The 24,453-nt window shown below is 56.3% G+C and carries 20 protein-coding genes, 2 pseudogenes and 1 other annotated feature; of the genes and pseudogenes, 12 read left to right on the top strand and 10 right to left on the bottom strand.

Annotation, left to right across the window (positions count from 1 at the left end):
• From AC4ANE_RS27385 to AC4ANE_RS27360, 6 genes are all read right to left on the bottom strand, one after another.
• The gene (locus AC4ANE_RS27385) at positions 1 to 780 is read right to left on the bottom strand and encodes an ABC transporter ATP-binding protein (RefSeq protein WP_031597001.1); all 780 of its coding nucleotides are present in this window, start codon (positions 778 to 780) and stop codon (positions 1 to 3) included.
• A complete protein-coding gene (locus tag AC4ANE_RS27380; protein ID WP_223812448.1) occupies positions 780 to 2,924 on the bottom strand; it encodes a TonB-dependent receptor in 2,145 nt (714 codons plus the stop codon). The genes AC4ANE_RS27385 and AC4ANE_RS27380 overlap by 1 nt, the downstream gene beginning before the upstream one ends.
• Before the next feature lie 247 nt (positions 2,925 to 3,171).
• Positions 3,172 to 3,294, bottom strand: a complete 123-nt coding sequence (locus tag AC4ANE_RS27375) for a hypothetical protein (RefSeq protein ID WP_369008453.1) — start codon at positions 3,292 to 3,294, stop codon at positions 3,172 to 3,174.
• Between the two features lie 117 nt (positions 3,295 to 3,411).
• Complete coding sequence (locus AC4ANE_RS27370; protein ID WP_044423902.1) at positions 3,412 to 3,966, bottom strand: hypothetical protein; 555 nt, start codon at positions 3,964 to 3,966, stop codon at positions 3,412 to 3,414.
• 163 nt (positions 3,967 to 4,129) lie between these two features.
• A complete protein-coding gene (locus AC4ANE_RS27365) occupies positions 4,130 to 4,975 on the bottom strand; it encodes a hypothetical protein (protein ID WP_460408638.1) in 846 nt (281 codons plus the stop codon).
• A gap of 151 nt (positions 4,976 to 5,126) precedes the next feature.
• Positions 5,127 to 6,349 (bottom strand): IS3-like element IS51 family transposase gene (locus tag AC4ANE_RS27360; protein WP_095178853.1). Its coding sequence is split into 2 segments (ribosomal slippage): positions 5,127 to 6,064 and positions 6,064 to 6,349, totalling 1,224 coding nucleotides; the frame shifts between segments, so codons are not numbered across the junction.
• Positions 5,955 to 6,071, bottom strand: a sequence feature (AL1L pseudoknot). It overlaps the preceding gene by 117 nt.
• 134 nt (positions 6,350 to 6,483) lie before the next feature.
• On the opposite strand from AC4ANE_RS27360, the gene AC4ANE_RS27355 reads away from it, so the two are divergent.
• Positions 6,484 to 8,337: a type VI secretion system Vgr family protein gene (locus tag AC4ANE_RS27355; protein WP_460408636.1), complete on the top strand. Its 1,854-nt coding sequence runs from the start codon at positions 6,484 to 6,486 to the stop codon at positions 8,335 to 8,337.
• Between the two features lie 265 nt (positions 8,338 to 8,602).
• On the opposite strand, the gene AC4ANE_RS27350 is transcribed toward AC4ANE_RS27355, so the two are convergent.
• Together AC4ANE_RS27350 and AC4ANE_RS27345 are read right to left on the bottom strand one after the other, a co-directional pair.
• Positions 8,603 to 9,547, bottom strand: a complete 945-nt coding sequence (locus AC4ANE_RS27350) for a N5-glutamine methyltransferase family protein (RefSeq protein ID WP_002555975.1) — start codon at positions 9,545 to 9,547, stop codon at positions 8,603 to 8,605.
• Complete coding sequence (locus AC4ANE_RS27345) at positions 9,544 to 10,995, bottom strand: iron-containing redox enzyme family protein (RefSeq protein WP_002555974.1); 1,452 nt, start codon at positions 10,993 to 10,995, stop codon at positions 9,544 to 9,546. Before AC4ANE_RS27345 ends, AC4ANE_RS27350 begins: the two co-directional genes overlap by 4 nt.
• Before the next feature lie 216 nt (positions 10,996 to 11,211).
• Between AC4ANE_RS27345 and cysC the strand changes: the two genes are divergently transcribed.
• Together cysC and AC4ANE_RS27335 are read left to right on the top strand one after the other, a co-directional pair.
• A complete protein-coding gene (gene cysC / locus AC4ANE_RS27340) occupies positions 11,212 to 11,814 on the top strand; it encodes an adenylyl-sulfate kinase (protein ID WP_002555973.1) in 603 nt (200 codons plus the stop codon).
• A 152-nt stretch (positions 11,815 to 11,966) separates the two neighbouring features.
• Positions 11,967 to 12,485 (top strand): DUF4142 domain-containing protein, encoded by a 519-nt coding sequence (locus tag AC4ANE_RS27335; protein ID WP_002555972.1) that lies wholly within the window; start codon positions 11,967 to 11,969, stop codon positions 12,483 to 12,485.
• Between the two features lie 270 nt (positions 12,486 to 12,755).
• Here the strand turns inward: AC4ANE_RS27335 and AC4ANE_RS27330 are convergent, their stop codons facing one another.
• Both AC4ANE_RS27330 and AC4ANE_RS27325 read right to left on the bottom strand, forming a co-directional pair.
• Positions 12,756 to 12,953 (bottom strand): hypothetical protein, encoded by a 198-nt coding sequence (locus tag AC4ANE_RS27330; RefSeq protein WP_002555971.1) that lies wholly within the window; start codon positions 12,951 to 12,953, stop codon positions 12,756 to 12,758.
• 38 nt (positions 12,954 to 12,991) lie between these two features.
• A complete protein-coding gene (locus tag AC4ANE_RS27325; RefSeq protein WP_002555970.1) occupies positions 12,992 to 13,873 on the bottom strand; it encodes a manganese catalase family protein in 882 nt (293 codons plus the stop codon).
• 425 nt (positions 13,874 to 14,298) lie between these two features.
• Here AC4ANE_RS27325 and AC4ANE_RS27320 point away from each other — a divergent pair, with 425 nt between their 5' ends.
• The 9 genes and pseudogenes from AC4ANE_RS27320 (at position 14,299) to AC4ANE_RS27280 (ending at position 24,413) form a co-directional block, all read left to right on the top strand.
• Positions 14,299 to 14,523 (top strand): DUF6555 family protein, encoded by a 225-nt coding sequence (locus AC4ANE_RS27320; protein WP_002555969.1) that lies wholly within the window; start codon positions 14,299 to 14,301, stop codon positions 14,521 to 14,523.
• 320 nt (positions 14,524 to 14,843) lie between these two features.
• Positions 14,844 to 16,115 (top strand): annotated as a pseudogene (locus AC4ANE_RS27315) (HAMP domain-containing protein); the annotation flags it as partial.
• Entirely contained in the window at positions 16,116 to 16,985 is an 870-nt protein-coding gene (locus tag AC4ANE_RS27310) for a methyl-accepting chemotaxis protein (protein WP_369812075.1), read from the top strand. It begins immediately after the preceding pseudogene.
• A gap of 182 nt (positions 16,986 to 17,167) precedes the next feature.
• Positions 17,168 to 18,187 (top strand): annotated as a pseudogene (locus AC4ANE_RS27305) (methyl-accepting chemotaxis protein); the annotation flags it as partial.
• 39 nt (positions 18,188 to 18,226) lie between these two features.
• Positions 18,227 to 19,090 (top strand): methyl-accepting chemotaxis protein, encoded by an 864-nt coding sequence (locus AC4ANE_RS27300; protein WP_369812074.1) that lies wholly within the window; start codon positions 18,227 to 18,229, stop codon positions 19,088 to 19,090.
• A 488-nt stretch (positions 19,091 to 19,578) separates the two neighbouring features.
• Positions 19,579 to 21,333: an ABC transporter permease gene (locus AC4ANE_RS27295; RefSeq protein WP_044423950.1), complete on the top strand. Its 1,755-nt coding sequence runs from the start codon at positions 19,579 to 19,581 to the stop codon at positions 21,331 to 21,333.
• 20 nt (positions 21,334 to 21,353) lie between these two features.
• Positions 21,354 to 22,658, top strand: coding sequence for an ABC transporter ATP-binding protein (locus tag AC4ANE_RS27290; RefSeq protein WP_170947356.1), 1,305 nt, complete (start codon positions 21,354 to 21,356; stop codon positions 22,656 to 22,658).
• A 49-nt stretch (positions 22,659 to 22,707) separates the two neighbouring features.
• Positions 22,708 to 23,775, top strand: coding sequence for a sensor histidine kinase (locus AC4ANE_RS27285; RefSeq protein ID WP_029241026.1), 1,068 nt, complete (start codon positions 22,708 to 22,710; stop codon positions 23,773 to 23,775).
• Positions 23,775 to 24,413 carry a response regulator transcription factor gene (locus AC4ANE_RS27280; protein WP_005744911.1) on the top strand — a complete coding sequence of 213 codons (639 nt, stop codon included), beginning with the start codon at positions 23,775 to 23,777 and terminating at the stop codon, positions 24,411 to 24,413. Before AC4ANE_RS27285 ends, AC4ANE_RS27280 begins: the two co-directional genes overlap by 1 nt.
• The last annotated feature ends 40 nt before the right edge of the window (positions 24,414 to 24,453 follow it).

Raw genomic sequence — 24,453 nt, 5'->3', positions numbered from 1 at the left:
TCAGGGTATCCAGGTAATGCGCGGGTAATCACGCAGAGGGTAGCTGTCGACCAGCGCCTTGGCGCCGAATACGTGGAGCAGCATTTCCGGGGTCAGCACTTCCTGGGGCGTGCCTTGCGCAATGAGCCTGCCGTGATGAATGACACACAGGCGATCACAGAATGCCGCCGCCAGATTCAGGTCATGGATACTGGCCAGCGTCGCCACGCCGAGCTGCTTGACCAGCCCCAGCAGTTCCAGTTGATGGCGCGGGTCCAGGTGATTGGTCGGCTCGTCCAGCACCATCAACCGAGGTTCTTGCACCAGTGCCCGCGCCAGCAGGCAACGCTGTTTCTCGCCGCCGGACAATGTGTCGAACCGATGCTGTTCATAGCCCGCCAGCCCTACGGCGTTCAAAGCGCTCTGCACAATCGCGCGGTCGTGGGCGCTGTCCGCAGCGAAGAAGCCCTGATGAGGCGCGCGGCCCATGCTCGTCACGTCCAGCAGCGTCAGGCCGAATGCATCGGGGAATTCCTGAGCGACCACTGCGACGTGCCGGGCGCACCAGCGCGGGCTGCGGGACCAGATATCGTGAGCGTTGATCGCAACCTTGCCACTGTGCGGACGACTGTAGCGGAATGCGCAGCGCAGCAGGCTGGTCTTGCCGCTACCATTGGGACCGATCAGGCCGACAAACTCGCCGGCAGCGATCTGCAGGTCGATATCTTTCAGGGCGAAGTGTTCGTGCGCGCAGACCGACGCCTGTTCCGGCGCCCACGCGATACGCTCTAGCGCAAGCATCAGAAACTCAGGTCCGCAGTCACGTACAGCGAGCGGGGTTCACCCAGAATCCATTGCTGGCCTTCGTTGTACTGACTCGCTGCGTATTGCCGATCAAACAGATTGCGCGCCTGCAAGCCGAGCGTGGTATTGCGCAGTGCTTTCCATGACAGGCTGGCGTCCGCCACGGTGTAGGCGGGCAGTTCGCGGGTGTTGGCGATATCGGCGTAACGGCTGTCGACGTAGCGCAGCCCGGCGCCGATCTGCACAGCGCTGCCGAGCTGTTTTTCGAGCCACAGGTTGGCCGTGCGCTTTGGCACATCGACGGGTGTATTGCCGTCACGCGAGACGGCCACGCCCGATACGCTCTGATCAAATTGGTCATAGCGCGCACGAACGAAGGCCGCGTTGGCGCTCAGGGCCCAGTCCTGCGGCAGTTGCAGCTTCATGCTGGCCTCAAGCCCGTCGGAAGACTGCTGGCCTACCTGTTGGGTGAGGTCAGGATTGCCGGCATCGGTAGTGAGCAGCTTTTTCTTGACGATATGGTAAGCCGCCAGCGTCCACTCCAGGCGCTGGTCCCACAGGGCCTGTTTGAAACCCACCTCCGATTGCCTGGCGGTGGCGAGGTCGAATTGTTGCTGCGTGGGGTTGAGCGAGACAAGGCTGCCAACGCCATCGGTGCTGGTCGAGTATTGAGCGTAGGCAGAGCTGTCCGGCATCAGCGCGTAAACCAGTCCGATTTTCCAGTTGTTGCCGATCAGGTCCTTTTCTGTGCGGCTGTCGTCACGCAGGGCGTTGCGTTCGATATCCACGTAGTCACGGCGCACGCCTGTGATCACCGAGAGTTGGTCGCTCAGTTGCGTGCGGTTTTCCCCGAAGACCGACAGTTGTCGGGTCGTGCTTTTGAACAGCTCCGAATAGGGCGACGCACTCTGAAAATTGCCCGGTGCCGGATGTTCGATATCAATGGGGTCTCCCGCGGGATTCACATCGTTGTAGGGCGAATTGTTGGTCAGCTTGAAACGGATACGGTTGACGTCCATTCCCAGCACACTCTGGCTATCCAGCCCGCCCAGACTGTGTTTGAAGGTGAACGTCTGCCGATCTCCCGCCTGCTCCTGATTGTGCTTGATGCTGAAATAGCCGCTGCGCGACAGCTGCTGAGTAACAGCGTCCCAGTTGTAGTTTTCGGCGTTCTGCCAGCCTCGGTGCGAGGTCAGGTAGTAAAGCTCGTTGGATGAAGTGAGCCGGTCGGAGATCTGCCAGTCGGTGGTCAGCCGCGTCCATTGGTCGTCGTAATGTTGCTTGTCGTTCTCGATGTTGTAGTTCTTGTCTCGCAAGCCTTCGTGATAACGGCCATTGATCATCGGCACGCCGAAGTAGTTCATCGGGCGCTGATTGCCGCCGTCATGGGCGAGGGTGAACGACAGGTCTTCGCTGGCCTGCCAGCGCAGGGCACCACTGAAAAACGTGCTTTGCGAGTCGCCGTCACCGATCCAGCCGTTGCTGCGCAGCTGATTGAGGTTCAAACGGTAACTCAATTGATCGGTTAACGAGCCGCCGCTGTCCAGCGCGGTCTGCTGGCTATCGTACGAACCGTAGCCAAGGCGCAGGTGGTTTTCGATATCGCCTTCAAAAGGTTTCTTGGGAATGACATTGATCACTGCCCCGGTAGCGCCTTCGCCATAGAGCACGGAGGCCGGGCCGCGCAGCACTTCAATGCGGTCGATTGCCCAGGTATCGACCGGCATGGTGACGGTGCCCATGGCGCTGTACATGCGGCTGCCGTCATACAATTGCATCACCGAGCCCTGACCTGTGAAACCACGCGCGGACAACGCCGTGCCTCCGTCGCCGGGTGTACCGATCGCCGTGATACCGGGGCTGCGGGCCACAGCCTGCTGCACATTTTCGTCACCGCGACTGCGCACCTCGTCGCCATTCAGCGAGCTGGTGCTGGCCGGGGTCTGCAAGGCCGTCAATGACAGGCGAGAACCGGCATGGGTAACTGAATCTAGATGCTCTCCATCTTGCGACTGGGCCGTAGCGTTAATCGTGGACGGAGCAAGTTCGACCTGTTCGGAAGCGTTTGCGTAACTCGCGCTGCTGGCCAGCAGGAAGAGCGTTGTGACTGCACGGCGGGAATGGAAACGAGGGCTGATCATGGATTGAAGGGTCGCTTTGGAGGACTGCGTTTGGTAACCTTTAATTGTTATAACATAACATTTATAGGCCGGCATACCCGCTTACTAATCTTCAAGGGGTGGGGGCGGTTCGATCTATAGCGCTGGCGAATGCAGAATCTCTTTCAGAAGAGCGGGGCCGCCAGGGAGGTGTTCGGGCATCGCTTCCATGACTTGAGTTAAGTCATGCGAAAAATCGTAGAGTCAAAACCTTGTGTGGACGGTTACGTCAGAAATCAAATCTATCCAGTAGCCAGTTAAGTTCCTGGACCGTCAACGTAACTGCCTCATGCATCTCATCGAGAGAGGCGTTGAAACGCCTCGACTCAAGGTGCTTGAACCGAAGGCACAGGCCGTTGTGCTCTCAGCAAAGGATTTTCACGTGTTTACCGTGTCGATTCAGAAAAAAGCAAGGGATCGGACACGGCGACTTTTATGTCCACATTTGACAGATTTCGAAATCAGCACACTAGCGACCATCTGCCTGAAGGCACATTTTTTTACCATCGACCACTTTACATGGCCAGTGATCATTAATATAAGTGTCGGGTTTGAAGCAGGCATTTTGATTATTTACCCAGAATGTTTGCCAGCCAGAGCCTGAAGGTCTCAGATCATTGCATAACGAGTAACCGGTCGATACGAGCCACAGTGTGGTTAATATAGGCAGAGGAAGAGATACATACAGAAGCGTTTTCAAGAAGAGCTTAAACATTACACTTTGAAATTTTGCTGCACGCGTACCGGGTTCTGGAGAAAAAACCTTTCGCGTGGTAAATGCCGCTATTGCAGCATATCCCATCAATATCGCAATAAACGGCGCGGCAAGAAGGGCATAGGCTATATATTGAACTTCTATGATCGGAGCGTTTCTCCAGAGGCGTCCATAGACGGGTGTCACGCCGTCGACAATTATATATACGGCGCTGGCCAGTAGCAGGATAGCCAGTAAAAGCCCCAACACGGTGATGAGGCGAAAGTATTTGGGGAGTGAGTCGATGGATGCACTTTTAACTTTTTTCATAGCTTAGGTAGCCTAAATTGTCCTAGGCGTGGGAGTTCAGGGACTGGTAAGTTGGGCATTATTTGATCGGTGACATTGCGTTTGAACCAGTCTTTGGCGGCTTTTTCCGCTTCGCTCATCAAGGCATCAATAAGATTGTCAGGAAGGCTTCTTATTGAGTTTCTTATGTTGTCAGGATTGATTTTTTTAGGGTTTCACCGAGCTCTTCTAAGTGGTTGATTGTATAGTCGGTGTAGAGGCGTACCTGTTCTTTTAAGCCGCTCTTGATTCCATTATTATTGTCTATCACGTTTAAAAAATAACTGGCTGCGAAAACAAATGCTACGCCGATAGCGACAGGTATTATTGCTGATCCTATGAAAACACCGGCGACACCTGCGGCTGCGTAGCCGACAGCCGTTGCGATACCCGCTTTGACCAACTCAACGCCGACGCCGACGAAAAGGTCAGACATGACACTTTCGTCAGAGAGAAAGTGCTCAAGTAATTCTATTCCTACCGCGACATAGGCGGAAAGTTTGAAACCCTTGATGGCCTCGCCATTGAGGCTGTATTTACCTATACCTACCTCAATAAGCTTCGCATTTTGAGCTAAATATCGTGTTCCTTTGAGCACCGATCTTAGTCCTGGCCTGCCCGTGATGATAACGTATTCCTTACCATTGACTATTGTATATTTAAGTCGGGTCTTATAGCCTCCGATGCGCTTCCACAGTTGCCCTAACTTAAATGTATCATGGGCTGCCATTCCGGTAGGCACTACCCAGTTGGTATTAACCCACTGATGCGCAGTGCTCTGGTAAAGCGACTTGGTACAGCCCCATCCCCCATCCAGTAGTTCTTTATCAGTCCGTGGGCACAGCCAATGCGTTTGTGTGGATCCTTCGTGCGGGGAACTGATGCCTGCCGCCAGGCGATTGGCGTCTTGAAGGGTCAGCACTATCATTTCAGTATGATTTGTGTCTAGGTCATGCTCGAGCTTTTGAGCCTGTTCGTTGGTCAGTCCCATCGTGTCCTCCCTGAATTTCGCAAATGTAAACTCGGACAGCATCCTGGTCAAACTGTGCCTTTGTTAAAAATGTTACAAAAATAATTTCCTGCCGTCATCTGGCTCAAGTCACTGAACCGCCCCGGGTTTCTCGGAGACCCTTTTGTTTGAGTCATGCCACCTGGGCAGACTCGGTGAGTTGCTGATAATAGATTGCTTCTGCTTCGACCGGTGGAATATGACCGATTGGCTCCAGCAGGCGGCGGTGATTGAACCAGTCCACCCATTTCAGGGTTTCCAGCTCCACCGCCCCCCGTGTGGGCCAAGAGCGTCGATGAATCACTTCAGCCTTGTAAAGACCATTGATGGTCTCAGCCAAAGCATTGTCGTAAGAGTCACCGACACTCCCGACCGATGGCTCAATACCGGCTTCGACAAGACGCTCGGTATAGCGAATGGACACGTACTGCACGCCACGGTCACTGTGGTGAATGAGTCCACCCTGCTTGACTGGGCGACGGGCGTAAAGGGCTTGCTCCAGTGCATCGAGTACAAAATCGGTACGCGCTGAACTGGACACCTTCCAACCGACGATGAATCGGGCAAAGACATCAATGATGAAGGCCACGTAAACAAAACCCTGCCAGGTACTGACGTAGGTAAAGTCCGATACCCATAGGGCGTTCGGGCACTCAGCCACAAACTGACGGTTGACATGATCCTGCGGGCACGGCCTGGCTTGGTCGCTGACCGTCGTCTTGACGGGCTTGCCGCGTACCACGCCTTGCAGGCCCAGCTCTCCCATCAGACGTTGCACCGTACAGCGGGCGACTTGCAGTCCGTCACGCAGCAATTGTCGCCAGACCTTGCGCACGCCATATACCTGGAAGTGCTCATCCCAGACTCGCTGGATGTGCTCACCCAGTTCCTGGTCACGCTGCGCACGCGCTGACTGCTGGCTGGGGTCAGCCTGCTGAGCAGCGTACCGGTAGTACGTCGACGGGGCGATTGGCAACACCTTGCAAATCGGCTCGACCCCGTAAGACTGGCGGTTTTCATCAATAAACGTCTTCATCGTTTGAATGGGCGGTCGAGCTCCGCCTGGGCAAAATAGGCTGAGGCCTTACGCAAGATCTCGTTAGCTTGACGCAACTGACGGTTCTCACGCTCCAAGAGCTTGACTCGCTCACGTTCGACTGTGCTCAGCCCATCACGCTGGCCGCTGTTGCGCTCAGATTGGCGAACCCACAGCCGTAATGTCTCGGGCGTGCAGCCGATCTTGGGGGCAATGGCACTGATGGTGGCCCACTGCGACTCGTACTCAGGAAGGTGTTCGAAAACCATCCTGATGGCCCGCTCACGGACCTCTGGGGAATACTTCGGTAGTTTTTTCATCGCTCCATCCTCTCAAAGGTTGGAGTCTCCGAGAAACCCGGGGCGGTTCACACATCATCTCTCTGCGCAGCTTGACAGATAAGAGCTCAGACGGTCTCATTATTCACTTCCAGACTTTATTGCAGGATGCACAGATGATTTTTAATGCACTGGAACAGTTGACTCAGCAGAACAGTCGACTAATCACCTTTGACTCGCCACTGCCTCCCGAGCAAGAGCTGCGTCTGGAAAATTTTTCAGGACGTGAAGCGATTTCTGAACTTTTTGCGTTTGAGGCCACGCTGATATCAAGTGACGCTCGAATTGAGTTGAAAAAGCTTGTGGGCAAGAAGGTTTCCCTCGGTCTCACCCTTGCTGATGGAAATGTGCGTCATCTTAGTGCTCACGTATCGGACTTCGTGCATTTGGGGGCCGATGGAGGCGTCGCCAGCTATCATGCGCGGCTGGTGCCGTGGGTCTGGCTGCTTAGCAGGCGCAGTGATTCGCGCGTTTTTCAGGACAAAACAGTAGAAGAGGTTGTAAGGGAAATTTTTTCCTATTATCAGAGCCTCGCAGTATTTGAGTTTCGTCTGACTCGTCCTCTAAAGAAAATGAGTTACTGTACTCAGTATATGGAGTCAGACTTAAATTTTATTCTTCGTCTCCTCGAAGCTGAAGGTTTATTTTTTACGTTTCAACATTCCCAAGATGAACACTGCATGATGATCATGGATGACAGTCGCGATCTTCCTGCGCTGCCTGCTCAACCCGTCATTCGGTATCATCGCGCATCTGTCACCGAAGAGGCTGACTCGATCACCACGTGGTCGTCCTCTCGTAACCTACAGCCTACTCAGTTGGCCATGAAGTCTTTCGACTATAAACAGCCCAGAGATCCGCAACTGGTACAGATGAAATCAATCGCCAAACAGGGCGAGATGGGAGAGTTTGAAACCTTCGATTATGAGGGGGTATACGGTTACACTGATCTTGAAGATGGCCAACAAAAAGCCCGAAACCGGCTAGAGGCGATGGAGGTATTAGGCAAGCAGTTTTCGGGTTCCAGTAACTGCCGTGTCATGGAGCCTGGATATTTCTTTGAGCTGACGCAGCACTACGATCATGACCAAGATAGCCAGGAGGACAGGCAGTTTTTATTGCTGAGCGTAAATCACTCAGGCCAGAACAACTATCTCAGTCACGGTGAGCCCGGTTACCAGAATTCATTTGAGTGCATCCGTCGTAAGATCCCTTACAGGCATAGACTTTCTACACCGCGGGCTGCAATCCGCGGCCCGCAAACCGCCATCATCGTCGGCCCCCCCGGCGAAGAAATCTACACTGATGAAATGGGCCGTGTAAAAGTGCAGTTTCACTGGGACCGCTATGGCCAGTTCGACGACAAAAGCTCCTGCTGGGTCCGCGTTGCCCAATCCGGTGCCAGCGGCGGTTTCGGCAGCATTCAGATCCCTCGTGTCGGCGACGAAGTCGTAGTGGTATTCCTCGACGGTAACCCTGACCGCCCGCTGATCATGGGCAGTCTCTACAACAGCCAGAACACGCCGCCATGGTCTCTCCCGGCCAACAAGACTCAAAGTGGCTTCCTGACCCGGTCGATGAAAGGCCATGGCGGCACAGCGAACTTCTTTCGCTTTGAAGACAAGGCCGGTGCTGAGCAAGTCATCATGCACGCCGAGCGCAACATGGACACCGAGATTGAATTCGACGAGACGCACAAAGTCGGTAACAACCGCTTGATGACAATTGATGGCATGCAAACCGAGATCATCAAGAAAGACGCTGTGATGAGTGTTCAGGAAGGCTCACTGACGATTCAGGTTGATAACCAGTTCATCCATGTCAATGCCAAGCAGCACATCATTCTTCAGGTAGGCGAAAGCAGCATCACCCTTACGCCGGACGGAATAGAGATCAAAGGCAATGCCATTACCACAGTGAGCAAGGGCACAACTCAAATCACCGGCGCGCCGGTCAGAGTCAATGACTGAGGTAGCGAGCCGATGACCAGCACCAGTATTTATGATCGTATTTAAGAAAGGCTTTTGGCTCAGGGGGCACTAGGCTCTGTACGTAAAGTGGCTGCGCTCGGTGATGCTGCGTTAAAAACAGGCTCGAGCGCGAGTCCGATCGGAATGCTCATTTACAACACGTAGAGTCGAGCGCGACCCCGGCCGTTCCTCGCCTGTTTTTGCCTTGCCTGGCCTTCGCTCGCCGACTTTTCGTACAGAACCTAGGCTGCATGGTTCTGGCTACTCATGCCCGCCTTGTCACCACCAGCTCCACCGCTGCAATGCGGTCCACGTCTTCGTAACCCTCTTCAAGCAACTCTTCGCCAAACACATCCGGGTCCAGTTCGCGATAGGTCCATGCCAGCGCCGCATGATCGATATCGCCGCGTACGGCCTCGAAGAACGGGTCGTGCTCGCCCACCATGGCCACGCCGGTATAGAGCACCAACGAGCCGCCCGGGGTAAGGCGATCCAGTGATTCGCGCAGGATGCGCACTGACAGGTCCGCGCCCAATGCGTCACCACCGTGGCGGTAGGCGCGGCGTTTGGCGTCTTTCATGTACGGCGGGTTGGCAACGATGAGGTCGAAGTTGCCCGTCAGACCCGAGAGGATGTCGCTGTGGCAGCATTGCATGTTTTCCAGCCCGGCCACCCTGGCGTTGGTCTGAGCGAAATGCAGGGCCTTGGGGTTTATGTCGACGGCGTATACCTGCGCCTGCGGGCGCGCAACTGCGATCAGCAGGGCACCAGCGCCGGTGCCACAGCCGATGTCGACAGCACGGCTGATCGAGTGTGAAGTGCCTTGCAGATGACGATTGATGGAGTGCGCAAAGCGATAGGTATCCGGACCGAAAAACACCGAGTCTTCATCGCCGGTAGGAAACGCGGAATGCACCAGCAACAAGTCATCCAGGCTTGAAAATCTCACCCGGCTCTTCAAGCCGTCTTCGCTGCGTTGAAGAATACCGGCTTCCAAAAGCCCTTGAGCCTCTGCAACCGGAAGCATGGACTCCGGTATCGTACGGCTCCATCCGAAGACATCCCGCAGCGATACCGCAGTGCGGTTCTCCGGGCGTTGATTGACGTGTTGATGAGTCAACGGCGTGGGCGTGATGAAACGATAGCCACTGGTTTTGAGGCGCTGGGCGAGCGCAATCAGCGCGGCGCTGTCGGGCAGTGATTGAGTCATGGGCGGGCTCCTGTCACTCGTTCGGCCATGCTGCTGACAAACAGGCGAGTGGCATGCAGCCCGGCGGCTGTCGCGTGCCTTGCCGGAGACATGCTTTCGATCAACGTAGACATCTTCTCGGACGCTGCTGCCGACTCGAGTTTCATGTGCAGCTCGCGCACATCCGGGTCAGCATCCGCCGATGCAGGCACGGCAAGAACCGGCAATGGCTGAGCACCGCCTTGCAGATTGCGGAAACGGGATCGAAATGCTTCCGGCAGCCGCTTGCCGACAGGCTGCTGAGCGCTGCCATCCGACAGCCATTCGCCGGCGATCCAGTCGTGCACCAATTGCTTTTCGTAGCCATTGAACACGCCGAACATCGGTGCACCGACCCCTTCGAACAGTTTCCAGAAGCGGCTATTGAGAGGGTCTTCGTGACGCTTGATCCAGCCCCTGTTTTGCAGCACGGCAAGAAACTCCGGGATCTGGTCGGGCTCGGCAAGCCACTCGTTGACTGTCTTGCCGTCCAGACGGCAATAGTCGGAATGCATGTGCTGACCGAAGGTCCGCTTGCGCTCCAGCATGGCGATCACCTCCTGCTCCAGATCGAACGACTGGATCACAGCAGTCGAGCCCATGCCCAACTCGTTCAGCCTGTAGCCATTGGCGACACGGCGATAAAATTCGTCGCGTTCCTGGCCCACAGGCAACAGCTCAAGAACGCTCTGCGCAGCCTTGCGTGCGTGGCCGGTGCTGGCGTTATCGATCGTCACATGCAGCGTGAAGTAATAAGGGTCGATGCCCAGTTCATTCAGTTCGAACGATGTGATGAGCAAATGCAGCGGCAGCTGTTCATAGCCCAGGTTGTAACCAATCACCTCGGGAAGGTACTGCTCGCTCAGTTGCCCCAATGACAGCTGAATGGCGCCTTGCAGATAGGCGTCATCTGCCAGTGGGGCGCTGGTGTCGCAGTCCAGGTCGGCCAGCAACTTGCGATAAAGGGAGACATGATTCTGCGCCTGTTCGCCGTCGCCCAGTTCTTCCAGGTAAGTACGAATCAGACCGTGAAAACGGTAGTCTGCCCAATGCGGCAGCAAGCCATACAGCCATGCGCCGTCAACCAGCTTGGTCGGCGCGACCTGCTGAATGAAATACATCGCGTGAGCCTTGGTCTTGAAAAATCGCCTGGGCTGCCCGGCGCGACGTTGTTCAAGGTAGAGCGCATAGTGATCGGCTACGACCCCTACGTTCTGCTCCATCCAGTGTTCCAGCGCTTCAGGCTGAGCCGGAAGGTCGCAGTTTTCCCGCTCGGCCTGGGCCAGGCAGTGATTCAGAAACATGACCGCATCGTGTTGATATTCTGGAGCACGTTCACTCATCCATGATTGATAGACGGTTTTTGAACAGGCTTCTTCAACGACGGTTTTGACGACGGCATTGCCAGTCATCACTTGAAGAGACGTCATGAAAATCGTACCTCGGCAGTTGAAAATCACGATTGACGCGGTCACGCGAGACTTTCTGTTTTCTATGCAGCGTAGATAAGTGAGTATCGTGATACGGGGAAATTCAGCGTATTTTGCCGAGGGCCGATAGGTGGCAGATGTGGTTATTCCATAAGCACGAATGCCTCGCGGAAAAAATGTATTCTCGTTCTGTGTGCACATCAGGAACAGGCGATCATGGACAACTCACATGGCGTACAGAACCTTGTCTGGCAAACCAGCCAAGTGTCCTCGACAGACCGTGAGCAGCATTTGAAGCAAACGCCGAAAACAGTCTGGCTGACCGGATTCAGCGGCTCCGGAAAGTCCACCATAGCGTTTGCACTGGAGCGAGCGTTGATGGATCGTGGCAGGCTTGCGTATACCCTGGATGGCGACAACGTACGTCAGGGTTTGTGCCGGGATCTGGGGTTTGCTGCGGCAGACCGTTCGGAGAACATCAGGCGCATCGCTGAAGTCGCCCGGTTGATGAATGACGCAGGCCTGATCGTTATCTCGTCATTCATTTCGCCCTATGAGGCCGACCGGGAAGCCGCTCGCTCGATCATTGGCCACGAACGCTTCATCGAAGTGTTTATCAGCACACCGCTTGAAACCTGCATTCAGCGTGACCCTAAAGGGCTTTATCGCCGGGCGTTGGCAGGCGAGTTGAAAGATTTTACCGGCATCAGCGCCCCTTACGAACCGCCTGCTGGCGCCGCCCTTTGTCTTGATACCAGTCAATTATCAATGGATGACTGTCTTGAGCGAGTTTTACGACTGCTCAGTCTGAATACATAAGCTGGCTGGCTCACCTGCTGGGTTCAGGATCATCGACATCGGCCTTTTGCTGCAAGCGGTCGGACAGGCTGAACACAGGTTTTGGGCGTGGGTCAAAACGTCTATATCGTCGATAACGATGACGTATTCAGCCCACACAAGGATGATCGAAAATGAACAATTATTTTCGCATGAGCGCCATTGCCATCGTGCTTTCGCTAGGCTCTCAAGTGGCTACCGCTGCGCAGGACGCTGATGACTTTGTAAAAGATGCTTCTGCAGGAGGGATCGCAGAAGTTCTGGTCGGCAAGCTTGTACAGGATGAGAAGGGTGTGTCTGCCGACGTGAAGAAGTTTGCTCAGCAAATGGTCACAGACCACACGGCTGCTAACGATAAGCTGGCAGCGATTGCCAAAAGCAAGAACCTTGAACTGTCCGAGGACCCCATACTGATGGACAAAGCCGAGGCCGCCATTCTGGAAATGCACAAGAAGTCGTTTGATCAAGCGTATGCCAATAATCAGGTCATTGCGCATGAGCAGGCGACCAAACTGTACAAGGAAGAGGCCGAGAACGGTGATGACCCCGAGCTCAAGGCGTTTGCCAAAGCCACGTTGCCAACACTTGAGCAGCATCTTGAACATGCGAAAAAACTTGCAGCTGCGCATGGCGACGACGCTGCCAAAAAGTGATGTAACTGTAAAAACGTGATGGGATATTGCACATGATGACATCTTCCTGGCGAGAGGTAACGTCATGCGGCTATTGATACGTCACTGAATGATATGACTCTCTGCGCTGCAAACATCTGAGCGTTCGTGAATGAACAAATCTTCTATGGTCATACGAGTCATGGTTATACCCTTTTCAGTAACCGAGTGACTTATCCACAGGCAAGGCTGGTGTCCAGCCTGCCCGGGGACTCGTCTTATAGACCGTATGCCATTGGTGACCAGATGTGATCAGCGTTCGGGCAGGTTGTTATCAAGCAAGGTTCCAACCCCGAAGACCTTCATAGCCATCACCACCTGAAGACCCCGACGTGCGAGCAGCGCCTGAGCCTCGAAAGCACGAAGCCCTTTTACAAACACCGCGTCGGTCAACGCAGTATCCAACTCGCCCTGAGACGGGAGAGGTTTGCGGGAGCGAAGTTTTTTCATGATTCCGTTCTCCTGAACAAGGCAGGCTTAAACCCGTTTCAAACATTTTTGCCCTGTACAAAACCAGAACCCAGATCCGCACCGGTAATAGGGTTGGCAGTCGGATCGGACTGGGTCCGCTCCTTCATCATTTCCAGCACTTCTGCATCCTTGGCATCCAGCGTGACGGAAGCAGTGCCATCGCCGCCATCGACAGCCGGTTGTGGCGATTCCACATACTCCCAGACACCGCCCTGGTTCCACGGACCGCGTACATTGGGTTCACCGGACATGTTGAAGTACTTGTTGGTGAATTCCGGCATGCCTGGCAGCTTGCCCTGCGGGAAGTTGGGCTGGATGGCGTGCAGGGCTTTTTCGAAAGACAACTGGTGAGCGATTTCACGTGTCATCAGAAAGCCCAGTGCCTCTTTCACGCCCGGGTCATCTGTCACGTTCATCAAACGCTCGTAAACAATCTTCGCTCTGGATTCCGCAGCGATGTTGGAGCGGAAGTCAGCCGTTGGCTCGCCAATGGTATCGATGTAGGCCGCCGTAAAAGGCACACCGGCAGAGTTGGTCAACGGCGCACCGGCCCCGTACAGCAGGCTGGTGATATGGGAGTCGTTGCCATTGCCGTTGATGGAGCGGTAAAGCTCGCCTTCTTCTTCGATGCCTTCAGCCAATTGACCTTTGGCGCCTTTGTTGAGCATGACAATAATCGAGCCGACTATTTCCAGGTGGCTCAACTCTTCGGTGGCGATGTCCATCAGCAGGTCTTTACGGCCTGGATCCTCCTCGCTCAACCCTTGAGTGAAATAACGTCCAGCTGCTGCCAGCTCGCCTTGGGCACCGCCGAACTGTTCCAGCAGAAGATTGGCCAGTCCAGGGTTTGGTCTAGCTACCCGCACGGTATATTGAAGCCGCTTGTTATGAATAAACATGTCGTGTCCTCAGGCGTGATCTTTTGGGAAGCGTCAACCCACCTGGATGGGTTTTATTCAACGCAGTCACTGGATATGAGAAAGCGGGGATGTAGACGTTGCGTATAACTTTAGTGAACGGGATGAACGGCCTGAAAATCCGGGTTCAATAGAATTTTCTTATTCGCTGAATGTTTGAAAAACAACACACTCTTAGTTCAGAGGCCCCGCAGGTAATGCTCAGAGCGTAAGCCGTCTGTGTTGGCGAAAAATTCAAAAAAGACGGGTTATAAACAAAGTCTATTAGTTGTCATAGCCTTGCGGCCATCCCTATCGGCATGAGTGAGGGTGGCTATATGATATCGCTTACATGATGGCATTAATATTTTGAATTTTTCGAAAACCCTGCGATCTGTTTTGCGAGTCGACAAAGCAGGAGCACCACAATGGCTGATGAAAAACACTACCGTATCGATTACCTGCTGCATGGCAGTTACAAGACGTTCTATATAAGAGCGGTTGTCATGGACAATAAAGAAGCCTGGCACTGGGCGTCGGTGGATGCAGGATTCGGTGCGATCCCCAAGTACCGTTCCGACCCGGTACCAAAGCTGAGCAAGCCTCAAGCTGAAAAGCTCGGGTTGTCGAACGTGGAGTGGACGAGGGCTTGAAAGGTCCTCGTTCAAAACGCTATGAAGCTCACCGTCGTGCGTCACGATGCCGCACGACGGTGTACGCGCTGAAAAATCTGTGGTCGGCAGATCTGCCGGATGGACACCCGTTTCCCGCCATACTGAGCTGAATTCACCTCATTTGGATCAGCGTTCATCGCAAGCTCCGCACCTCACACCCCGCTTCCGCTCCCCGCCGCAAATCCCCGCAACCTCACGTTCTACGTGGCCCTGCCGATAGCCCGGTATCAGATTATGGCCTCATTGAACTTCCCCGATAGGGCACAGCTCTGAAGTGATGTCACTATGCCTCTATCTGAATGGATGATTCCCTTCGAGGTGGTACCACTGACCTTGCACCTGCCGTGATGCAAAGAAATAAAGGAGCTTTTTCAGCTGGATCGGGCACCCTAATTAAAATAGAGACCACTATGAACATCCTTTCGCCTGGTATTTACCTTACCAATCGCCTGCGCTTCCCTGCCAAGTTTGCCGTTTTAGCCATCATCATCGTCATCCCGCTGATCGTTCTTGGTCTTCGGGTTTTCAACAGTCTGAATGCGAGCATCGACACCGTTGCCCAGGAACGTATCGGTCGTGAATACCTGCATGTCATGACACCCGTTCTGCGACTCTCCATGCTGCAGCGTGCAGCAACCAACCGTTTGCTCGCCGGTGATGCCTCCGCTGCCCAGGATCTGGCCAGCAACCGCACCCAGCTTGAAACAGCGCTTGGTAACCTCGCCGACATGGATGCCCGTCAAGGACGTCTGCTGGAGACCGAGAGTCGCGTGCAGCGTCTTCGCGAAGGTGCGCGTTCCCTGATGGAAAGTCTCAAGCCTGGTCTTTCGCAAGACGAGGTGTTTGCACAGTGGAATGAGCAACTGGCCCAGACACTCAACTTTATCTATTACGTCTCGGCTACCTCGGGCATGGTGCTCGACGAAGATTATGCGTCGCTGTTTCTGATCGACCTGAGCACCATTCGTATGCCCAGAGAAATCAACGTGGCTGGTCAGATCCGGGGTATCACAGCCGGTTTGAGTACCGGTCAGGGGCTAAGCGTACCGATGCGCGGCTCGCTTGAAAGCCTGTTGAAGATCGAACTGCAATTTCGCGCGGAGCTGGAGCAAAGCATTCGACTGCTCAAGCGTCGTGCTCCAGAGCTTGCTGCCCGCATTGGCGACCCTATCGCTTCGGCCACCTCGACGATGGACAGTTTTCGCAACGACCTGCACGCCTACGTCAAAGGTACAGAGTTCTCGGTGCAGCAGGGGCAGGCGCTGAGCGCGCGCGGTAACGCCGTGGTAGCCGGGCTTTATAAGGCCCAGGACGAAATCCAGAGTGCGCTTCAAGGTGAACTGGATACGCGTTACGACGCGCTCTTGCTGCAACGCGAAGTCGTGATTGCCATGTGCGTAATCATGGGCTTGCTGTTGCTCTATGCGTTCTTCAGCATCTACCGTGCCCTGCGCCTGACCATTGATGGTCTGCTGGGCGTCACCCGTCGCCTGGCCGACGGTGATCTGAGTGCCCGTGTACAGGTGAGCAGCAAGGACGAAGTGGCTGACATCGCCAACGGTCTGAACCTGATGGCCGAAGCATTCGCCAGCTCCATTTCGCACATGGACCGCACGTCATACGAACTGTCTGATGTGGCTGCCCGACTGGGCACCTCCATCGGTCTGGCCAAGCAGTCGATGAACGCGCAACAGGCTGAAACCGAGCAAGTGGCGACGGCCATCAACGAAATGACCACAAGCGTGGCCGACGTAGCGCAGAACACCGAAGGTGCTGCGCTGGCTGCTGATGAAGCGAACACCGCCTCGCGTAACGGGCTGCGCATCATGCATCAGGCCCACTCGACCATTCAGGCTCTGGCTGAAGAAGTGGAAGTCAGCGCCCAGAAAGTCCAGGCGCTGGCCCTGCACAGTCAGTCTATTGGTGGGGTTATTCAGGTCATCAGTACGATTGCCGATCAGACCAACTTGCTGGCCCTGAATGCTGCCATCGAAGCGGCCCGGGCTGGCGAGCAAGGCCGTGGGTTTGCTGTGGTGGCTGATGAAGTCCGCACACTGGCTTCGCGAACTCAGGCGTCGACCGAAGAAATCCGCAACATCATCCAGCAACTGCAAAGTGCCACCGATGTTGCCGTGCAGCAGATGCAGGCCGGCCAGCTAAAGGCTCAAGCGTGCATCAGTGCCGCCAGCGATGCTTCTGGCAGCCTGTCGAGCATCAGCCAGGGCGTCGAGCGTATCGTCGAGATGAACACTCAGATCGCCAGCGCCGCGGTGCAGCAGCATGCGGTTTCCGAAGACATCAACCGTAATGTCATGGAGATCCGCAACAGCTCCGGGACCTTGATGCTGGGTATCGACAACAATGCGGTCACTGCCGAAGAACTGGCGCGAGTTGCCACTGACATGCGCAATGTCGTGGCGCGTTTCAAGCTGACTGCCTGACCGGATCGGGGGCTTGCAGCCCCCCGATTCTCCTCTCGAATCGGCGTTCGAACGCTGATTGCCTTTTTTTTGATCAAGTTTTGCTCTTCTGCAGCCGATAGCTCTGGCGCGCGGGTTTGCTGTCCATAAAAACAAATCTTCAGCTCTTTCGTCGCGCACAAAAAGCATTTTCAGGAGATTTTATGAACAGCAGCTTTGCGAATATCAGCGTCAACATGAAGTTGGCATTGGGCTTTGGGACGGTTCTTTTTTTCACTGCCATTCTCGCCCTGGTTGGCTGGACCAGCCTCGATAAACTCATCAATAGCACCGACAGAATCGGCGACATCACTGAGTTGAGTGACAACTTGACCAATCTGCGGGTCGCGCGCCTGCAATATATGCTGACTGACGGCGATGAAACCGCCGCACAAAACATGCAGAGCAAGCTGGATGTCTTCAAGGCGCAGCAGCAATCACTGCTCATCAGCTTCAACAACCCGCTCAACCTCAAGCCTCTGCGCGAACTGGCCGATGTCACCCGTGACTATGAAGCCTCGTTGAACAGCATGCGCGCTGCGTTTCAGGCTGGCGCCAAAGTGCGTAACGAGATGACCGCCAATGCCATGGTTGCCATGCGGGCTGTCGACTCGTTGAACGATGCCGTCACGCAGATCGATCCTGCGGACCCGGCGCGTTTTGATCAGGCCCAACTGGCGACTGCCGCCAGGCAAGACCTGATTCTGGTTCGCTATGAAGTACGTGGTTATACCAGCAACCCCAATGACAAGACCGAGACAGCAGCTTTTCAGCAACTGGATACGGCGATCAGTCATCTGGACAGGCTCAAAACCACTTTTGGCGCTGCCAACCGCGAACAGATTGCCCAGTTTGAAAGCGCTCTTCGTAGCTACCGCAGCTCGGTCGACGCTTTCAAGGCCACCACTCAGACTGCTGCGAGCGTGCGTAAGGACCTGACTTCCCAAGGGGCTGCCATCGTCAAACTGGGCGAAGAGCTGTATGGCATTCAGATGCAGATGGGCAAGGATGACACTGCTCAGGCGCGTAATCTGCAGATCGGTTGCGTGCTGTTGGTCATGTTGCTGGGCATTCTTGCGGCCATCGTCATTACCCGGCAGATCACCCGGCCGCTGCGCGACACGCTGGCGATTGTCGAGCGCATCGCTGCTGGCGACCTGACTCATACCGAAGCCGTCACCCGACGTGACGAACTGGGCGTGTTGCAGCAGGGCATCCAGCGCATGGGCACCACCCTGCGCGAGCTGATTTCCGGTATTCGTGACGGCGTCACGCAGATTGCCAGCGCTGCCGAAGAGCTGTCGGCGGTTACCGAGCAGACCAGCGCCGGGGTCAACAGCCAGAAGGTCGAGACCGATCAGGTGGCGACCGCGATGCATGAAATGTCGGCCACCGTGCACGAAGTGGCACGCAATGCCGAGCAGGCGTCCGTCGCTGCCTCCGATGCCGACAAGCAGGCCCGTGAGGGTGACAAGGTCGTCGGCGAAGCCATCCAGCAGATCGAGCGACTGGCCGCCGAGGTGGTTCGCTCATCCGATGCAATGAACGTGCTGGAGCAGGAAAGCGACAAGATCGGCAAGGTTATGGATGTAATCAAGGCGGTTGCCGAACAGACCAATCTGTTGGCGCTCAACGCGGCCATTGAGGCCGCGCGTGCCGGGGAAGCCGGTCGCGGTTTTGCCGTGGTGGCCGACGAGGTCCGCGGCCTGGCGCAACGGACCCAGCAGTCCACCGAGGAGATCGAGGGCCTGGTGGCTGCATTGCAGAATGGCACGCGTCAGGTGTCGGGCATCATGCTTGGCAGCCGCACACTGACTGACAGCAGTGTCGAGTTGACGCGCAGGGCCGGTACGTCACTGGAAAGCATCACCCGGACCGTGTCGAATATTCAGGCGATGAACCAGCAGATCGCAGCCGCCGCCGAGCAACAAAGCTCGGTGGCCGACGAAATCAGCCGCAGCATCGTCAACGTTCGCGACGTATCCGAACAGACCGCCGAAGCCAGCGAAGAAACCGCAGCCTCCAGCGTCGAACTGGCGCGTCTGGGAGGCCAGTTGCAAACGATGGTCAGCCACTTCCGCGTCTGAACCAGCGCACTGTTGTGCCCGTGCGGCGCGGGGCGCGTGAGGTGTTCTTTCGGATACCTATCGTTCCCTGCGCTCCAGCTAAGAAGTCATAAAGAGGACGCAGAGCGTCCAGAACGGCATGCGACGCAGAGCGTCGCACGATAGCTTGCGTTCTCACAGACACCTATCGTTCCTCACGCTCCAGCGTAGGAATGCCTTGGGTGACGCTCTGCGTCACAACTCTGCGCCGCGCCGACTGTTCACGATCGGGCGCAGAACATTCAGAACGGCATACCCGTTAGTCCTGCAAATATACGTTGGTATATATAACTCATACTCACAGATAAACATGACCTACTTTTGCAGGTTTTAACAGTTGTTCAAAACTCGATAAGCTTTACTCACTGTCCGGCAACTATTAACTCACTGCCTTTTTCTGTTATCGCCGACCGCCTGTTTGTTTATCACGCTGGCGGGTACGCGCCTGCACAGCCGATTCGAGGTGAACAATGCATTCGATATTTGAATTCGGTAAAAGCCTGCGCACGCCCCGTTTTGTAAAACCCGGTGCGCGCACTCCTTATTGGGCCGATGGTATTTGCCTGGTCGTTATTGCCGTGTTTATTGCGCTGGTGCTGTATGGCGTGGGCCAGATGATGCAGCCACTTGCCGCGCTGAACTCAAGCCCGATGAGCCTCGACCCTGCGCGCCTGCCCGAATATGCATTGCGCACCACGCTGCGCATGTTCATCGCGCTGGCGGCTTCGCTGGTTTTCACGTTTGTCGTGGCCACGCTGGCGGCCAAAAGCCGTAAGGCCGAGCAGGTGATTATCCCGGCGCTGGATATTCTTCAGTCGGTTCCGGTCCTGGGGTTTCTGACGTTCACAGTGACCTTCTTCATGGGCCTGTTCCCCGGTCGGCAAATGGGTGTCGAATGCGCAGCGATTTTTGCCATTTTCACCAGCCAGGCATGGAATCTCGCATTCAGTTTCTATCAGTCAATGCGTACCGTGCCGAGCGACCTGAATGAAGTCACCCGGCAGTTCGGACTGTCTCCACTGCTGCGTTTTACCCGTCTGGAGCTGCCGTTCGCCGTACCGGGCCTGGTGTGGAACATGATGATGTCGATGTCCGGCGGCTGGTTTTTTGTGGTCGCTTGCGAAGCCATTTCGGTCGGTGACACCACGGTCAATTTGCCCGGCATCGGCTCGTGGCTGGCGCTGGCCATCGAGCAGAAAAACCTTGCTGCGATTGCCTGGGCGGTGGGCGCAATGGCGCTGGTGATCCTGGCCTATGACCAATTGTTGTTCAGGCCGATCGTGGCATGGGCGGACAAGTTTCGCTTCGAGCAAACCGCGTCGTCAAAGCGTCCGCGCTCCTGGATGTACAGCCTGCTGGGTCGCTCGCGGGTGGCACCGATGCTGGGCTCGATCCTCGCTACGCCATGCAAATGCCTGATGCTGATCGACTGGCGCGTGGTATCCCGGCTGTGGAACGTAAAGCTCACGCCTGGCGTTGCCCGGTTGTTCGACTATCTATGGCTGGCCCTGGTGATGGCTGCTTGCCTGACCGGCAGTGTTTACCTGTTCAGGTTCATCGAGACATCGTTGGGCATGAGCGACCTGGTCACCGCGTTGGGATTGGGGCTGGCAACAATGGTGCGGGTGATTGTCCTGATCGTCATTGCCAGCCTGATCTGGGTCCCTGTCGGTGTATGGATCGGCTTGCGTCCGGTCTGGGCTGAACGCTTGCAGCCGATAGCGCAGTTCATGGCGGCCTTTCCAGCCAACGTACTGTTCCCTTTTGCAGTGATTGCGATTGTCGGCCTGCACCTGAACCCGGACATCTGGCTTTCGCCGCTGATGGTGCTCGGCACCCAATGGTACATCCTGTTCAACGTGATCGCAGGGGCCAGCGCCTTGCCGACTGACCTGCGCGAAGCGGCCACGATATTCAACATGCGCGGCTGGCAGTGGTGGCGGCGTGTGGCCTTGCCGGGGGTGTTCCCCTACTACGTCACCGGGGCGCTGACCGCATCGGGTGGGTCATGGAACGCCAGCATCGTCGCTGAAGCGGTGTCCTGGGGTGATCAGCATCTGGAAGCGGCAGGGCTGGGTTCTTACATCGCCAACGCGACTCAGGCGGGAGACTTTCCACGCGTTGCGTTGGGCATTGTTGTCATGTCGATCTTCGTCATCGCGTTCAACCGGTTGCTGTGGCGTCCGCTGTACGGGTTTGCCGAGCGGCGTCTGAGTCTTGTGTGATTTTGATTGAGGAGGGCGCCATCATGATGGCTGTCGAAACGCGTTGCCTGGTAGATGTTCAGAAAGTCCGACATGTGTACGGCAAAGGCAGCAAAGAGCGCCTGGTGCTGGATGACGTGACACTGACGCTCAATGAGAACGAAATTGTGGGCTTGCTGGGTCGCTCCGGCTCGGGCAAGTCCACCCTGCTGCGCTCCATCGCGGGGTTGGTGGTGCCCACGGAAGGCGAAGTGAATTTTCCTCGCCGCGTGCAGGGGCGGGCGATGTCGGTAGGCATGGTTTTTCAGAGCTTTGCCCTGTTCCCGTGGCTGACGGTGCTGGAAAACGTCGAAGTCGGGCTTGAAGCGCAACGTGTGCCACCTGCCGTGCGTCGCAAGCGCGCGTTGGCGGCCATCGACCTGATCGGTCTGGACGGCTTTGAGAGTGCTTACCCCAAAGAGCTTTCAGGCGGCATGCGCCAGCGCGTGGGCATGGCACGTGCGCTGGTCATCGACCCTGATGTACTGCTGATGGACGAGCCGTTTTCCGCGCTCGATGTGCTGACGGCCGAAACCCTGCGCACCGACTTGCTGGATATGTGGAGCGAAGGGCGCATGCCCATCAAGTCGATCCTGATGGTGACGCACAACATTGCCGAAGCCGTGCTGATGTGCGATCGCATTCTGCTGTTCTCCTCCAATCCGGGTCGGGTGATCAGCGAGATCAAGGTCGATCTGCCTCAGCCGCGCAACCGCCAGGACCCGATCTTCCGGGCGCTGGTGGAGGAGATCTACGTGCTGATGACCCAGGACAACGATGCAGGCGAAATACGTCAGGGCGTGTTTCCAGGCACCGGGCTGGGCATGGTCTTGCCGCAGGTGTCCACCAATGCGCTGGCAGGGCTGATCGAAGCCATTCATGCGCCGCCCTACAGCCTCAAAGCGGACCTGCCGGAACTGGCCAGCGCGCTGCACTACAACGCCGACGAGCTGTTCCCGATTGCCGAGGTCCTGCAACTGCTGCGTTTTGCAGAGCTCAAGGGCGGTGATATTCGCTTGTTGCCTGCCGCAAATCGCTATGCGCTGGCGGATGTGGACGAACGCAAGCAAATGTTTGCCCAGCACCTGCTGAGCTTCGTGCCGCTGGTCGCGCACATTCGGCGAGTGCTGGATGATCGCCCCACGCACACGGCACCGGCGCGGCGTTTTCGCGATCAACTGGAAGACTTCATGTCGGAAAGCGATGCCATGCAGACCCTGAATGTCGTTACGCAATGGGGGCGTTACGCCGAGCTGTTCGCTTATGATGAGCTGGCCGATCAGTTCAGTCTGGATAACCCGTCCTGAGGTTTGTACGACATACTCGGCAGGCCTTTTGAAGAGCGAGATGGTGCAGATGCACGAGCCAGAATCCTGTAGCAGAGCCGCGATGGTCGTCAGGTGGGTCGCTTTGCTGGCGCTGGCGCTGGTCATCGCGATTGCCGATACCCTGACCGATCTGGAGATCGCCGTGGGGGTGTTCCAGATCGCGGTGGTGTTGCTGGCGGTCAGGCTTTTGCCGGTCAGGGGCGTTATTGTCATGGCGGCGGTGTGCATGCTGCTGACGGTGGTCAGTTACGAAATGACCACCTCCAGAGGCAGCGAGGCGTCCGGGCTGATCAACTGCGTCATCAGCCTGGCCGCCATCGCCATGACCACCTGGCTGGCGCTGCGTATGGCGCGGGCCATCCGCACGGTTCATGAAGCGCGCTCGCAGCTGGCGCACATCGCACGGGTCAATCAGTTGGGTGAGCTTGCTGCGTCCATTGCCCATGAGGTGAATCAGCCGCTGTCGGCGATTGTCATCAGCGGTAACGCCTGTCAGCGCTGGCTGGCCACCGAGCCGGTCAATCTGGAAAAGGCCCGTCAGGCAGTCGAGCGCATGATCGGTGATGCCAATCGCGCCGGGGACATCATTGTGCGCGTGCGCGCCCTGGCGAAGCGCTCGTCGACGCACAAAGAGTGGATCAGTGTGGCGGACACGGTGGCCGAGATTGTCGCGCTTGCGCACAGCGAGATAGACGGGCAGGGCGTCACACTGTCGGTTGACGTGCCGGAGGGAATGCCACCGCTGCTGGCTGACCGGGTGCAGATCCAGCAAGTGCTGCTGAACCTGATGCTCAACGGCATGGACGCGATGAGGAAAGTCGAACCGGAACAGGCGCAACTGGACGTGCGGGCCGAGTGGCGCGGAGGAGGGGAAATCGAGTTCACTGTCAGCGACAGCGGTGTAGGGATTCAGCCGGAAGCAGCCGACCGGCTTTTCGACGCTTTCTACACCACCAAAGAGGAAGGCATGGGGATTGGACTGGCGATCAGTCGGTCTATCATCGAAGCCCATGGCGGGCGAATCTGGGTGACGCCCAACCCCTCAATCGGGGCCACGTTTCATTTCACGCTGCCCACTGGAAAAATGGAAACCTGATGAACACAGCCGCCACTGCACCGCAGGCCGAAGAGCCGGTCATCTTTGTCATCGATGACGACCTCTCGGTGCGTTCTTCGCTGGAAGACCTGCTGGCGTCAGTCGGCTTGCGCAGCATGTTGTTCGGCTCGACCCGCGAGTTCCTTGACACCCCTCGTCCTGATGCGCCGGGCTGCCTGATTCTGGACATTCGCATGCCCGGCATGAGTGGCCTGGATTTTCAGGAGCACATGGCCAGGTCGGGGATTTTTCTGCCGGTCATTTTCATCACCGGGCATGGCGACATCCCTATGTCCGTAAGGGCGATGAAGGCCGGTGCGGTGGAGTTTCTGACCAAACCCTTCCGTGACCAGGACTTGCTGGACGCGCTCCAACAAGGGCTTGAGCGAGACCGCAGCCGTCGCCGCAACTCAGCCGTGGAAGCCGAGTTGCAGCGCCGTCACGCCAGCCTGAATCATGGCGAACAGCAGGTGATGGAACTGGTCGTCAGTGGCTTGCTCAACAAACAGATTGCAGCCCGCCTGAACGTGAGTGAAATCACCGTCAAGGTCCGGCGTGGCTCGGTCATGCGCAAGATGGAAGCCGACTCGCTGGCTGACCTGGTCAAGTTTGCCGAGCGGCTCAAAGAGCTCCGTTGATTAACCCACGCCCGCACACCTGTCGTTCCTTGCGCTCCAG

Source organism: Pseudomonas sp. Pme6b, from assembly GCF_058129925.1.
Note: the sequence above shows the minus strand (reverse complement) of the source record. Positions and strands in the feature narration are given on the sequence as shown.